This window comes from Gilvimarinus sp. F26214L (genome assembly GCF_054401055.1).
The window spans coordinates 228,882-243,084 of the sequence record NZ_JBTIYG010000003.1; the positions used below are offsets into that span (position 1 = coordinate 228,882).

At 59.7% G+C, this 14,203-nt stretch carries 12 protein-coding genes; 5 read left to right on the forward strand and 7 right to left on the reverse strand.

Translation table 11 applies throughout. The annotated features are described in order from the left end of the window. The 4 genes from cysD to gyrA form a co-directional block, all read right to left on the reverse strand. Positions 1-912: a sulfate adenylyltransferase subunit CysD gene (gene cysD, locus ACURWW_RS04965; protein WP_445616622.1), complete on the reverse strand. Its 912-nt coding sequence runs from the start codon at positions 910-912 to the stop codon at positions 1-3. A 165-nt stretch (positions 913-1,077) separates the two neighbouring features. Beyond that, complete coding sequence (locus tag ACURWW_RS04970; RefSeq protein WP_445616621.1) at positions 1,078-3,303, reverse strand: bifunctional prephenate dehydrogenase/3-phosphoshikimate 1-carboxyvinyltransferase; 2,226 nt, start codon at positions 3,301-3,303, stop codon at positions 1,078-1,080. Positions 3,304-3,399: 96 nt separating this feature from the next. Continuing rightward, positions 3,400-4,509 (reverse strand): prephenate dehydratase, encoded by a 1,110-nt coding sequence (gene pheA, locus ACURWW_RS04975; protein WP_445616620.1) that lies wholly within the window; start codon positions 4,507-4,509, stop codon positions 3,400-3,402. A gap of 100 nt (positions 4,510-4,609) precedes the next feature. Further along, the gene (gyrA, locus tag ACURWW_RS04980) at positions 4,610-7,198 is read right to left on the reverse strand and encodes a DNA gyrase subunit A (protein ID WP_445616619.1); all 2,589 of its coding nucleotides are present in this window, start codon (positions 7,196-7,198) and stop codon (positions 4,610-4,612) included. 278 nt (positions 7,199-7,476) lie between these two features. On the opposite strand from gyrA, the gene ACURWW_RS04985 reads away from it, so the two are divergent. From ACURWW_RS04985 to ACURWW_RS05000, 4 genes are all read left to right on the forward strand, one after another. After that, positions 7,477-8,811, forward strand: coding sequence for a TRZ/ATZ family hydrolase (locus tag ACURWW_RS04985; RefSeq protein ID WP_445616618.1), 1,335 nt, complete (start codon positions 7,477-7,479; stop codon positions 8,809-8,811). Between the two features lie 85 nt (positions 8,812-8,896). Then, positions 8,897-9,601, forward strand: a complete 705-nt coding sequence (gene ubiG, locus ACURWW_RS04990) for a bifunctional 2-polyprenyl-6-hydroxyphenol methylase/3-demethylubiquinol 3-O-methyltransferase UbiG (protein ID WP_445616617.1) — start codon at positions 8,897-8,899, stop codon at positions 9,599-9,601. Positions 9,602-9,635: 34 nt separating this feature from the next. After that, positions 9,636-10,304: an HAD family hydrolase gene (locus ACURWW_RS04995; RefSeq protein ID WP_445616616.1), complete on the forward strand. Its 669-nt coding sequence runs from the start codon at positions 9,636-9,638 to the stop codon at positions 10,302-10,304. 5 nt (positions 10,305-10,309) lie between these two features. Further along, positions 10,310-11,074, forward strand: coding sequence for a YciK family oxidoreductase (locus tag ACURWW_RS05000; protein ID WP_445616615.1), 765 nt, complete (start codon positions 10,310-10,312; stop codon positions 11,072-11,074). Between the two features lie 6 nt (positions 11,075-11,080). Here ACURWW_RS05000 and ACURWW_RS05005 read toward each other — a convergent pair whose 3' ends face one another. Then, entirely contained in the window at positions 11,081-11,611 is a 531-nt protein-coding gene (locus ACURWW_RS05005) for a rhodanese-like domain-containing protein (RefSeq protein ID WP_445616614.1), read from the reverse strand. Between the two features lie 271 nt (positions 11,612-11,882). Here ACURWW_RS05005 and ACURWW_RS05010 point away from each other — a divergent pair, with 271 nt between their 5' ends. After that, the gene (locus ACURWW_RS05010; RefSeq protein ID WP_445616613.1) at positions 11,883-12,353 is read left to right on the forward strand and encodes an FKBP-type peptidyl-prolyl cis-trans isomerase; all 471 of its coding nucleotides are present in this window, start codon (positions 11,883-11,885) and stop codon (positions 12,351-12,353) included. 55 nt (positions 12,354-12,408) lie between these two features. Here the strand turns inward: ACURWW_RS05010 and ACURWW_RS05015 are convergent, their stop codons facing one another. Continuing rightward, positions 12,409-12,867, reverse strand: coding sequence for a metallophosphoesterase family protein (locus ACURWW_RS05015; RefSeq protein ID WP_445616612.1), 459 nt, complete (start codon positions 12,865-12,867; stop codon positions 12,409-12,411). A 94-nt stretch (positions 12,868-12,961) separates the two neighbouring features. Then, positions 12,962-14,173: a Bcr/CflA family multidrug efflux MFS transporter gene (locus ACURWW_RS05020; protein WP_445616611.1), complete on the reverse strand. Its 1,212-nt coding sequence runs from the start codon at positions 14,171-14,173 to the stop codon at positions 12,962-12,964. Positions 14,174-14,203: the final 30 nt, after the last annotated feature.

The window sequence follows — 14,203 nt, forward strand, 5'->3', positions numbered from 1 at the left end:
TCAGAAATATCCTTCCTGCTTCTTCTTCTCCATGGACCCGGAACTGTCATGATCGATGACCCGGCCCTGGCGTTCGGAGGTTTTGGTCAGAAGCATCTCCTGGATGATCTCCGGAAGCGTCGTGGCAGTCGATTCCACGGCGCCCGTCAGCGGGTAGCAGCCCAGGGTGCGGAAGCGAACCATCTTTTCCATCACTCGCTCACCCGGCTCCAGGGGCATGCGGTCGTCGTCCACCTTGATCAGAACGCCATCCCGTTCCACCACCGGGCGCACTGCCGCAAAATAGAGGGGCACAATGGGAATGTTTTCCAGATGGATGTACTGCCAGATATCCAGTTCGGTCCAGTTGGAAAGCGGGAAAACGCGAATGCTCTCACCCTTATCCACCTTGCTGTTGTAAATATTCCAGAGCTCCGGCCGCTGATTCTTCGGGTCCCAGCGGTGATTTCTGTCGCGGAACGAGTAAACCCGCTCCTTGGCCCGGGACTTCTCCTCGTCCCGGCGGGCGCCGCCGAACGCGGCGTCGAAATTGTATTTGTTGAGCGCCTGCTTGAGAGACTCGGTCTTCATGATGTCCGTGTGCTTCGCGCTGCCATGGGTGAACGGATTCACACCCATTTTCACCCCTTCCTCGTTGATGTGGACGATCAGGTCCCAGCCGAGATCCTTCACGCGCTGATCCCGAAATTCGATCATCTCGCGAAATTTCCAGGTGGTATCCACATGCATCAGGGGAAAGGGCGGCTTGCCTGGGTGGAAGGCCTTCATGGCCAGGTGCATCATCACCGCCGAATCCTTGCCGATGGAATACAGCATGACCGGATTGTCGAATTCTGCAGCGACCTCCCGGATGATGTGGATGCTTTCCGCCTCCAGCTGCTTCAGGTGAGTCAGTGTGTAAGAATCGGACATATGCGGTATTGGGACTCCATTGGTTCGGCAGGGACGCGTCGGTTTGAGCTTCGGGTCGACATGGCTTCGGGGCAGGCCCGGACTTCGTGCTCAACGTCAACAGTGTCACGTGCACCGGCAAAACTCGTGCCGGTGCACGGATTATAGGGAATCCGGATGGCGCAATTAAGTAGCGTTTGTTTCTATGCTTATTCCGGCAGCTTTCGCCAGTTCCACGAACCCGGGAAATGAAGTGGCCACATTGGCGCAGTTCCTGATGTGAATGGGCTGGGAAGCCCGCAGCCCCGCCACCACAAACGACATTGCGATCCGGTGGTCGTCGTGGCTCTCCACAATACCGCCGCCCATCGGACCGCCTTTGATGATCATGCCGTCGGGTGTGGGCTCTGCATCAACGCCCAAGGTCTGCAGCCCTTCCGCCATCACCTGAATCCGGTCACTTTCCTTGACCCGCAGCTCTTCCGCGCCGGTCAGGCGCGTAGTCCCTTCGGCGCAGGCCGCGGCCACGAACAGGGCGGGGAATTCGTCGATGGCAAGTGGTACCAGTTCCGGGGGAATATCGATTCCGTGCAGGGGTGCGTAGCGAATGCGGATGTCGGCGACCGGTTCGCCCCCGACTTCCCGTTTGTTGGCAAACCCGATATCCGCGCCCATCAAGCGCAGAATGTTCAAAATCCCCGTGCGGGTGGGATTGATGCCCACATGGGTCAGTGTGAGATCGGAGCCCGGGGCGATGGCGGCCGCCACCATGAAGAAGGCAGCAGAGGAAATATCCCCCGGCACTTCGATGTCGCAGGCCTTCAAGGTGCCGCCGCCCTCGAGGCTGACCCGCGCACCATCGCAGTTCACGGGATAGCCAAAGCCCTTTAGCATGCGTTCCGTATGATCGCGGGTCACCCCCGGCTCCACCACCGTTGTTTCGCCCTCGGCGTAGAGACCCGCCAGAAGCAGACAGGATTTCACCTGAGCGCTGGCCATGGGCATGTCGTAGTGAATGCCGTGGAGATTCTGCCCGCCGCTAATGCGCAGCGGCGGGAGGCCACGTGCCTCCGTGTCAATTTTTGCCCCCATGGTGCGCAAAGGGTCCGCAACCCGGTTCATGGGCCGTTTGGAAAGAGACCCATCCCCACTCATCTCGGTGTCGAACACCTGCCCTGCCAGCAAACCGGCAAGCAGCCTCATGGAGGTACCGGAGTTGCCCAGATACAGCGGTCCCGGCGGCGCCTGCAGGCCGTGCATGCCCACTCCATGCACCACCACGCTGCCCTGGTTTGGGCCTTCGATCACTACCCCCATATCGCGGAATGCCTGGAGGGTGGCCAGTGCGTCCTCCCCTTCAAGGAAGCCTTCAATGTGGGTTATGCCTTCGGCAATGGAACCCAGCATGATGGAACGGTGGGAAATGGATTTGTCGCCGGGAACCCGCAGGGAACCGGTAATCGTCCCCCCCGGTTGAACCCTGTATTGGAGGCTTTCTCTGGCCATATGGTTACTGCTTTCCGTATAAGACTTTCTCGCTACGCGAGAGCTGAAATGGTCCCGCGCAGCTTTGGCGCGGGTAAATACACCCATCAGGTAATCACCGTCGTCCCGGTCGATTGCGTCACGCAACTGTGCGAGATTGTTGCCAAACAAGTCCAGCGCGCGAAGAACGCTGTCGCGATTCGCCAGAACGATATCGTGCCACATGGTCGGATCGCTGGAGGCGATGCGGGTAAAGTCCCGGAAGCCTCCGGCCGCATAGCGGAAGATGTTCTCGTTCTCCGTATCATGAGCAAGAGTATCCACCAGAGAGTAGGCAATGAGGTGCGGCAGATGGCTGGTTGCCGCCAGTACGTCGTCATGCTCTTTCACGGGCATGCCCACCACTTCTGCGCCCAGCGCTCTCCACATTCTGATCACCCGCTGCAGATGATGTTCATCGGCATCGCCGCTAGGCGTGAGAATTACGCGATGGCGCACAAAGAGTCTGGAATCCGCTGCACCCACTCCGCTTTTTTCGGACCCGGCAATCGGGTGGCCGAGAATGAGCTGGGAAGGAACTTGCCCGAAGACCTGCTGCGCCGCTTTTTCCACGTGCCCTTTGACGCTGGCGCAATCGGTAATGGTTACATCGCAACTGACAGTGTCGGCAATCTGTTGCAGAACGCTGGTGACCGATAGGGTGGGAACTGCGATGCAGATGAGATCACCCTTGCCGAGCTGGTCCGCCACCGCTGCCAGACTGTCGAAGGCTGCATCGGCCAGCCCCTGTTGCAAGGCTGTGTCTCGAGTGTGTTGGGAAGGCGCAATGGCCACGACCCGCTGACAGGCTCTGGCTGACTTCAGGCCCGCAGCAACACTTGCCCCTATTAGACCGAATCCGATAACAACGAGCGTTTTGATTTTCATAGTTTTGCGCTGGATATGGCAGGGATGAACGGAAATGAAGGGAGGCCATCGCCCCCTCCATGAGAATACCGCTGGCGTTGAGTGCCGGGACGGGCCTTACAGCACCGCCTTCGGGTAGGAGCCGAGCATTTTCAGATCCGAGGCTCGCTCCCCCACGTCCAGCAGGGCCGCCTTGACGTTGGCATCGTCCTGGTGACCGACGATATCGATGAAGAACACGTAGTTCCAATTGCCGGTTTTGGAGGGGCGGGATTCGACGCTGGTGAGGTCCACCTTATGATTGCGAAACGGCTCCAGCAGATCGTAGAGCGCACCCGGCTCGTTGCGCATGGAAATGATCACCGATGTTTTGTCCGTCCCGCTGGGCGGCACGTCCTGTGTCCCGATGATCAGGAACCGGGTGGCGTTGTCGGGTTGATCTTCAATCTTTTCGGCCAGCACTTTGAGGCCGTAGAGCTCCGCGGCCATTTCCCCGGCAATGGCCGCTGCATTCCATTCGCCGCGCACCCGCTTGGCCGCCTCTGCATTGCTGCTGACAGGAATCCGGTCTGCATTGGGGTAGCGCGAATCAAGCCATTTTCGGCATTGCGCCAGGGATTGGGAGTGAGAGTAGATCCGGGTGATATTGCTGGTATTGGTGATGTCCGAAACCAGCAAATGGTGATGAATCCGCAAGGCCACTTCCCCGCAGATTTTCAGCCCGGATTCAACAAAGGTATCGAGGGTATGATTCACCACACCCTCCGAAGAGTTTTCCACCGGCACCACGCCGAACTCCACGGCGCCCGCCTCCACCTCGCGGAACACATCATCGATAGCCGCCATGGGTACACACACGGCGGACCGGCCGAAGTGCTTCAGCGCAGCCTGCTGAGTAAAAGTTCCTTCCGGACCGAGGTAGGCGACCCGCACCGGATGCTCCAGCGCAAGGCAGGCGGACATGATTTCCCGGAACAGACGCGCCATTTCTTCGTTGGAAAGCGGACCGTGATTGTTGTCCATGATTTTGCGCAGCACCCGGGCTTCGCGCTCCGGACGATAGAAGTGCACATCGGTTTCGCCCTCGGCTTTTTTGACCGCGGCCACGTCCTGCGCGCACTTGGCCCGCTCACTGATCAGGCGCTCTATCTCGCTGTCAATGGAGTCAATCTGCTCGCGCAGGGCGCGCAACTGTTCGTTTTCCTGTTGTTCCGTGTCTTTGCTCATTCCGAAAAACTCTGGCCCCGGATCTGAAGTCCGGCGCGCGCCTTGGGCGCGCGACCTATTGAAAAATGCGGGCCCTTCCCGCCACTGGCCGGGCAGGAATTTATTCCTGCTCCTGCTCTTCCACCTCTTCCGCGTCGGATTCCTCAATGCGCTCGACGCCCACAAGGTGTTCGCCTTCCTTCAGGCGGATCAGACGCACGCCCTGGGTGTTACGTCCGAGAATCGATACTTCTTCCACCCGGGTGCGTACCAGGGTTCCCTGATCGGAGATCAGCATGATCTCTTCGCCTTCAAGCACCTGCACCGCGCCCACCAGATCGCCGTTGCGCTCGGTGGTCTGCATGGCGATGATGCCCTGGGAACCGCGGCCCTTGGTGGAGAATTCCTCGACGGATGTGCGCTTGCCGTAGCCCTTTTCGCTCACGGATAACACGGTGCCGCCCTCCATGGGGATGACCATGGAAATAACCTGCTGACCTTCCTTCAGGCGAATACCGCGCACACCGCGCGAAATCCGGCCCATGGCCCGAACTTGCGTCTCCTTGAAGCGCGCCGCTTTGCCGGCGCTGGAGAACAGGATAATCTCCTGCTGACCGTCAGTAATGGCGGTGCTGACCAGGCGATCGCCCTCCTCCAGGTCGATGGCCCGCAAGCCGGTGCTGCGCGGACGGGAGAACTGAGTCAGAGAGGTCTTCTTCACCGTGCCCTTGCTGGTGGCCATGAAGATGAAATGGTCCTCGTCATACTCCTGCACCGGCAGAATGGAGGTGATGTGCTCCCCCTCTTCCAGGGGCAGCAGATTCACCATGGGCCGGCCACGGCTCTGCCGCCCCGCTACGGGAATCTGGTAAACCTTGAGCCAGTAAACCTTGCCATGGTTGCTGAAGCAGAGGATGGTGGTGTGGGTGTTGGCGATCAGCAGGTGCTCGACGAAGTCTTCGTCCTTCACAGCGGTCGCCGCCTTGCCCATGCCGCCGCGCCGCTGGGCCTGGTAGGCATCCAGTGGCTGGGTTTTCGCATAGCCGAGATGGGAAATAGTCACCACCCGGTCTTCTTCGGAAATCAGGTCCTCGGTGGTCAGATCCAGGTGGGATTCCTGGATTTGCGTGCGACGCTCGTCGCCGTATTCCTTGACGATCAGGTCGAGTTCCTCGCGAATCACCTCCATGAGGCGCTCGGGATTGGCAAGGATGTTCATGTACTCGGCGATCTGAGTCAGCTTTTCTTCGTACTCCGCCAGCAGCTTGTCGTGTTCCATGCCGGTCAGACGATGCAGGCGCAGGTCAAGGATGGACTGGGCCTGGGCCGGCGACAGGAAGTACTGCTGTCCCCCTTCAGAGTCACGCAGGCCGTACTGAGGCTCCAGATTGTCCGGCCGGCAGACGCTGTCCCCTGTGTCGCTTTTGGCCCGGTCCAGGAATTCACCGACGTCCGCCAGATCCCAGCCGCGGGCCAGCAATGCGTCCTTGGCATCAGCCGGTGAAGCTGACGCTTTGATCAACGCGATCACCGGGTCGATGTTGGCGATGGCGATAGCCAGACCTTCCAGAATGTGGCCCCTCTCGCGCGCCTTGCGCAGCAGGTAGACGGTACGGCGGGTGACCACCTCGCGGCGGTGCAGAATGAAATATTCCAGCAGCTCCTTGAGGTTCAGGGTCCGCGGTTGGCCGTCAACCAGAGCCACCATATTGATGCCGAAGACATTCTGCAGCGCGGTCTGGGAGTAGAGATTGTTGAGCACGACCTCGCCGGATTCGCCGCGCCGCATTTCAATCACGATGCGCATGCCTTCCTTGTCCGACTCATCGCGCAGCTCGGCAATGCCTTCGATTTTCTTTTCTTTGACCAGCTCGGCGATGCGTTCGATCAGCCGGGCCTTGTTCAGCATGTAAGGGATTTCGTGAATGATGATCACGTCCCGATTGGTTTTATCGTCGTGCTCCACGTCCGCTTTAGCGCGCACGTAGATGCGGCCGCGCCCGGTGCGGTAGGCCTGCACGATCCCCGCGCGGCCATTGATAATGGCGCCGGTGGGGAAGTCCGGTCCGGGGACGAACTCCATCAGCTCGTCCACCGACAGATTTTCATTGTCGATCAGCGCGATACAGGCCCGAACCACTTCGCGAATGTTGTGAGGCGGTATGTTGGTGGCCATGCCCACTGCAATGCCGGAAGAGCCGTTCACCAGCAGGTTGGGAACCCGGGTCGGGAGAACGTCGGGGATCTTCTCCTGGCCATCGTAGTTGTCCACCCAGTCGACGGTTTCCTTGTCCAGGTCCGCCAGCAGCTCGTGGGCGAGCTTGGCCATGCGGATTTCCGTATAACGCATGGCCGCCGCGCGGTCGCCGTCGATGGAACCGAAGTTCCCCTGGCCGTCCACCAGCATGTAACGCATGGAAAACGGCTGGGCCAGGCGGACGATCGCGTCGTATACCGCGGAGTCACCGTGCGGGTGGTATTTACCGATCACGTCCCCCACAACCCGGGCGGATTTCTTGTAAGGCTTGTTCCAATCGTTGTTGAGCTCGCTCATGGCGAAAAGCACACGGCGATGCACGGGCTTGAGGCCATCGCGCACGTCCGGCAGCGCCCGCCCGACGATTACGCTCATGGCGTAGTCGAGATAGGACTGCTTGAGCTCGTCTTCGATGTTGACCGGTAGGATTTCTTTCGCTATGTCATCGCCCATAGACTGCGGCTTTCCTCACTGGGGACTTATTCTGGTTTGCAGCGCGCGAAGCCTTTTCCGTACCGCTGAAGCAAAGGCCGGCGATCGCTGAAAGTAAGCGTGCAATATTACCACAAGATCAGTCATATAGGCATTCCGGCGGCCCTGTTGCGCTGCATGCAGGGAGCAATCCCGGTATACTCTCGGCGCCCACGACCGGCCGGGGCCATGACCCCGGTACGGGGCCGTTTCAGCCTCTGCGACCCCGGATTGCCACCCGACCACCCACAGGAGTATCAATGCCAGCCACCCAGAACATCGATCTGCTGATCAGCTCGCGCTGGGTCGTCCCGGTGGTTCCCAATGACCAGGTTCTGGAAGGTTGCGCCATTGCGGTGGACAAGGGGCAGATCCTTGCCATTCTGCCCGTTCCGGAAGCGGAGAAGCGCTACCAGGCGCGGGAGCGGGTGGACCTGCCCAACCACATTCTGATTCCCGGCCTCATCAATGCCCATGGCCACGCCGGGATGAGCTTGCTGCGTGGCTATGCGGATGACAAGCCCCTGCACACCTGGCTGGAAGACCACATCTGGCCGGCGGAGGCCCGGTGGGTGAGCCGCGACTTCGTCCGGGACGGCTGCCAACTGGCCATGGCCGAGATGCTGCGCGGTGGCACCACCTGCTTTGCGGACATGTACTTCTTCCCGGATCAGGTCGCACAGGCCGCTCAGCAGGCCGGCATGCGGGCCCAGGTCACAGCCCCGGTACTGGACTTCCCCACGGTGTGGGGCCGGAATCCGGACGAGTACATCAGCAAGGCCCTGGCCGTACACGACGACTTCCGCTCCAGCGACCTGATCACGGTCGGTTTTGGCCCCCATGCCCCCTATACGGTGTCGGACGGCCCCCTGCAGCGCCTGGCCGTCCTGGCGGAAGAGCTACAGGCCCCTGTTCAGATCCACCTGCATGAAACCGCGTTTGAAGTGGAGCAGGCCCTCCAGAACAGCGGCCGCCGGCCCACCGAACGCCTGCAAGACCTGGGCTTGCTGACGCCACTGACCCAGTGCGTTCACATGACCCAGGTGGCACCCGTGGACGTGGAGCTACTGCTCCAAACCGGCGCCCACGTGGTCCACTGTCCGGAATCCAATCTCAAACTGGCCAGCGGGTTCTGCCCGGTGAATGACCTGCTCGAAGCCGGTGTAAACGTGGCCCTCGGCACGGACGGTGCCGCCAGCAACAACGACCTGGATCTGATGGGAGAAATGTGCACAGCCGCCCTGCTGGCGAAGGGAGTATCCGGCAACGCCGCAGCTCTCAATGCCCACGAAGCATTGCGCATGGCAACCCTGTACGGCGCCCGGGCCATGAATCAGGAACAGCACATCGGCAGCCTGGAAGCGGGCAAGGCGGCGGACATCACCGCCGTGTGCGTGGACTCCCTGGAAGCCAGCCCCATATTCGACCCGGTGTCGCACCTGGTTTACACAAACTGCAGCCGCGACGTAAGTCACGTATGGGTGAAGGGAAAGGAACTGTTGCAGGAGCGCCGCTTGCTGACCCTGAACGAAATGGAGATTCGCGGAAAAGCCCGCGAGTGGCAGGAATTGATGAGCCGACGCCCCGCGTCCTGATCAACGGAACCACAGCTTCGTTAATCGGAAATCGAAGCGGAACCGGCACACGATCGTCACGGTGCGGACACAACGAGGTAAGAGCGTGAATATCAACGTCGACCAATCAGAAATCGCCAAATTCGAAGCCCTGGCCAGCCGCTGGTGGGACCCGCAAAGCGAATTCAAGCCGCTGCACGAGATCAACCCACTGCGCTGCAACTACATCGACGGGCGCTCCCCCGTGGCGGAGAAGGATGTGGTGGACGTGGGCTGCGGCGGCGGCCTGCTTTGTGAAGGGCTTGCCCACCGGGGTGCGCGGGTGACCGGCATCGACATGGGCGAGGCGCCCCTGTCAGTGGCCAGGCTTCACTCCCTGGAAAGCGGCCTGGAGATCGACTACCGGCAGAGCACCGCAGAAGCACTGGCCGGCGAAAAACCCGCCGCCTACGACGTTGTCACCTGCCTCGAAATGCTCGAACACGTCCCGGATCCTGCCGCGGTTGTGCAGGCCTGCGCGGAGCTGGCGAAGCCGGGCGCCCACCTGTATTTTTCCACCATCAACCGCAACCCCAAAGCCTACGCGTTCGCGATTCTGGGTGCGGAATACCTGCTGAAGCTGCTGCCGCGCGGAACCCACGATTACGCCAAGTTCATCCGCCCCTCGGAGATGGCGGGCTGGCTGCGCGAAGCGGGACTGGAGCTTGTGGACATGACCGGGCTCACCTATAACCCGCTGACAAAAGCCTACAAGCTCAACCCCCGGGACGTGAGCGTCAATTACATGGTCCACGCCACCAAGAGCGGCTGACCATTTGCACACATCCATTTGCAGAACAGAACCCATGACATTGAAAGCAGTTATTTTTGATCTGGACGGCACCCTGCTCGATACCGCTCCTGATTTTTTTACCACGGTCAACCAGCTCCGCCAGGAAGAAGGCTTGCCGCCCCTGCCCAACGACATCATCCGTCGCACCGTTTCCAACGGGGCCCGGGCACTGGTGAACATGGCCTTCGAGCTGGAATTTACAGCTCCCGGATTTGACCGGCTCCATCAGCGCCTGTTGCAAATATACGCAGAGCAACTGGCGGCCAGCACCCAACCGTTCCCAGGGATTCCCGAGACTCTGGCACTGCTCCAGTCTCACAGCATTCCGTGGGGCATCGTTACCAACAAGTCCCACACCTATACCCGGCCGATTCTGGACGCACTGGATTTGCATCCCGATCCGGCCACAGTGATCTGCCCCGAGGATGTGGAGAACACCAAGCCGCATCCGGAATCCCTCCTGCTGGCCTGCGACCAACTGAGCTGCCAAGCCCGGGAAGTTATCTACGTTGGCGACCATCAGCGGGACATCGACTGTGGCAAGGCCGCGGGCAGCTACACCGTCGCCGCCGCCTACGGCTACGTGGCCGATGGGATCGACCCCACCCACTGGCAGGCGGACCACCTCATTCATTCAGCATACGAACTGCTGGACATCATTCCCCATTACCTCGAGATCTAGTGGCCATGGCTAGCATTGATCCATTGAATTACACGGCTCCAGCGGATTTGCTGGGCGGAAAGACGATCGCCGTTACTGGCGCGGGCGATGGCATCGGGCGAACGGCCGCCCTCACCTTCGCGGCCCACGGCGCGACGGTCATACTTCTTGGGCGCACCGTCAAGAAACTCGAAGCGGTGTACGATGAAATCGAGAAGGAAGGACACTCCCGTCCTGCCATTTATCCCATCGACTTCTCGGGGGCCCAGGAGAACGATTACAAGGATATGGCCGCGGCCTTTGAGAAGGAATTCGGTCGGCTGGACGGCATCCTGCATAACGCGGGAGAGCTGGGCCCGCGCACACCGTTGAGCCAGTATCCGGAAGAGACCTGGCAGCGAGTGCTGCAAGTCAACGCTACCGCGCCGTTTCTGATGACCAAGGCTTTACTGGGGCTGTTGGAAAAATCCGGGCAGGCATCGGTGGTGTTCACCGGATCTTCCGTGGGTTACCACGGACGCGCGTACTGGGGCGCTTACGCGGTCTCCAAGGCAGCGGTGGAAAACACCATGCAGATCTTTGCCGCGGAGCTCACTGAAACCACTGGAATCCGCTTCAATAGCATCAACCCCGGAGCCACCCGCACCAGGATGCGCGCCCTCGCCTATCCGGCCGAAGATCCCCGCAGCCTGAAAACACCGGAAGATATCATGGGCTTGTATTTGTACCTGATGGGCCGGGACAGCGCGGATTGCAGCGGTCAGCAGTTTCAGGCGCAGCCCAAAGTGTAGAACGTCTTACTGACGAGGAGCCCGCCGGATCTGAATCGTGTCTCCCGCAAAGGTCGTCACGTCGGCATTTATGACGATGGGATAGTCCTCGAGCATCCAGGCGAAATATCCGGCCTGGAAATAGAAGACGTTCTTGAAACCCCACTCCTTGCTCACGGCACTCGCGTACGGTCCGGTCTTGCACTCCAGGCTGGAGCAATAGAAGACCAGCGCCGTTTTTCGGTCCACGCCCTCCAGGTCTTTCAGTCGCGCGAAGTTGCGGCGGAAATTGACATGATGAGCGCCCTTGATGTGTCCCAATCGCCACTCTTCATCGGATCTTACATCGATAAACACCGCTCCCAGATCATACAGGCGTTTGGCCTGGGAAAGAGAGACAGCAACCACCTCCGTGAGGCGCTCCTCACTGGATTTGTCGCCTTCTGCAGCCGCCAGCCCAGGCACACCCAGCGCTCCAGCCAGGCAGGCGGCGGCCACCCACTTGGACATTCGACGACCGATGATGAAAACGGGGGTAAGCGCGAAGGAATTGGACATGAACATACTACTCGGCGGAGACGAAGACTCGTCCTTACAAAGTAGCAGTGGGTCCCGGGGCTGGCAAACACGCCACCGAATAGCGACGGTTGTGTATGAGCATGTGCGCGCCTACAGTCGGGTTCGGCGTCCAGTTTGTCCCGCCGCTCCCCTTCGAGAGCTTGACCCCTCATCCCCATGAATAAAATCAGCGTTCGAGTCCTCTTTTGGTGTTAATTGTGCACTCAAAATGTTAGCGTGCGTTCTGAACCAAAGTGTAAGAGGAGAGATAATGTCTCAGGCAATCAGCGACAATTCCGTAGTCAACATCCATTACGAACTGACCGACGACGAAGGCAACGTTCTGGACAGCTCGAAAGGCTCCGAGCCCCTGGCCTATCTTCATGGAGCGGGCAACATCATTCCCGGTCTGGAAAAGGCTCTCGCGGGCAAGACCAGCGAAGATTCCTTCAAGGTGCGAATCGAGCCGGGGGAAGGCTACGGCGAGGTTATGCCTGAATTGATCCAGACCCTGCCCCGCTCAGTATTCCAGGGCGTGGATTCAGTGGAAGTGGGTATGAATTTCGAAGCCCAGGCACCCGATGGCCAGGTCCAGCGCGTCCGGGTCAAAGACGTTGATGGGGATGAAGTCACCATCGATGCCAACCACCCTCTGGCAGGCGTGGCTTTGAACTTCGATATCGATGTAGTCGAAGTGCGCGATGCGACCGAAGAGGAAATTGCCCACGGGCACGTCCATTGACAATCACTCGCGGCGGAGCGGGCCGGAAGGTTCGCTCGGCAGCAAGCAGACGACCTTAAACGTCCAGTTCACAGATTTGCGCAGCAAATTTCCCGCCCTGTAAACGAACCCTCCCAACCGAAACCGGCAACTTGAACCGACGCGGACCGGCACTGCCCGGGTTGACGTACAGCACTCCCGCTTCGCTGCGAATCACCGGTTTGCGAGAATGCCCCGATACCACCAGACCAAAGCCCTCTGCAACGGGATCGATGTTGAGTTTTTTCAGATCGTGAAGGATGTAAATACGCTGGCCTTCCATGGAAACAGTGGCCGTCTCGGGAAACTCACCTGCTTCCCCGTGTTCGTCGACGTTTCCCCGAATCGCTACCGTTCTCGCGATCGACGACAGTTCTGCGATAACAGCCAGGCGACCGATATCACCGGCGTGAACAATGAGGTCCGAATCGCGGAGCGCCTCCAGCGCTTGCGGCCGGAGAAGTCCGTGGGTATCAGAGATCAGGCCGATTTGCATTCCTGAGTTCCAGTTCCTTTGCTATCGGTTTTCAGCTATCAGCAGCGGGCATGCGCCGCAAACCTGCGGTTGAAAAGGACCTTTCCACCGGCTGCTAGTTTGCAAGTTGCCCGCCGTTTCCAGGCGATTGGTCCACTGGTGGTTGGCCCGCGAAGATATAGCTCAGTACCACCGCGAGCCCGCACGCTGCCATAACGCCCGTCAGCGGCGCGCTCGAGTGCTCGTGAAACAGACTGACCCCTATACCGCCAAAAGCACCCACTCCAAAACGCAGGGAGCCCAGCATCGCGGAAGTGGCTCCGGCGATATGGGAAAAACGGTTCAGCAACAAGACCTGAATGTTCGCAGAGAGCATCCCCAGATTGGCCACGTACAGCACGGACCCGAGCACCACCATCCACAAAGGGGGTGCCTCCATGCGGGTGATTGCGAACAAATAGAGCGTGGCGAGCGCCACCAGAACAACACTTGCCCGCAGCAGCGTGTGGTTGGTGAAGAAATGAATCAGGCGATTATTGCTATAGGTGAGCAACATCATCCCGAACACATTGAGGCCGAAGAGGAACCCGTAGTACTCGGGCGGAACGCCGTAAACCTCGATAAAAACAAAAGGCGAACCCGCGATATAGGCCATCATGCCCGCCACCATAAAGCCCACGCAGATCCCCAGCCCGAGAGCATGGCGGTCGGTAAACAAGATGCGATAATTGCTCAGCAGCGGCCCGAAGCGCATCTCATTGCGCTTGTTTCCTGGCAGACTTTCTGTCACTGCGCGGGCAAACAGGACGGACAGTAGAAGCGTGATGGCCACCAGCACCAAGAAGATGCTTCGCCAGCCACCGAGCGAAAAAATCAGGCCACCGACGATCGGGGCCACCAGCGGCGCCACCGACATCACCATCATGATGAAGCCGACAGTACGGGTATACTCCGCGCCACTGAACCGGTCTTTTACCAGCGCCGGGACGGTAACAGAGATCGCTGCCGATCCGGTTCCCTGCAGGGCACGGGCAACAAGCAGCACCTCGATATTCGGTGCCACCGCCGACAGGATGGAGCCGCCCAGGAAGAACGCGAGACCACAAAAGATTGCGAAACGGCGGCCCATGGCGTCAGAAAGTGGCCCGAAAAAGAGCTGGGGCAAGGCAAAGAAGATCAGGTAGATACTCACCGTCCACTGCACAGCCTCAGGTGAGGCGGACAGTTCCCTCGCGATGGAGGGCATACTGGGCAGGTACATATCAATGGCGAGGGGCGACAAGCCGATCAGTGCGCCCAGCAGAAGGATCAAGAGACGGGTGGACAAGATATGGTTCTCCCAACTGCAAACCTGGGA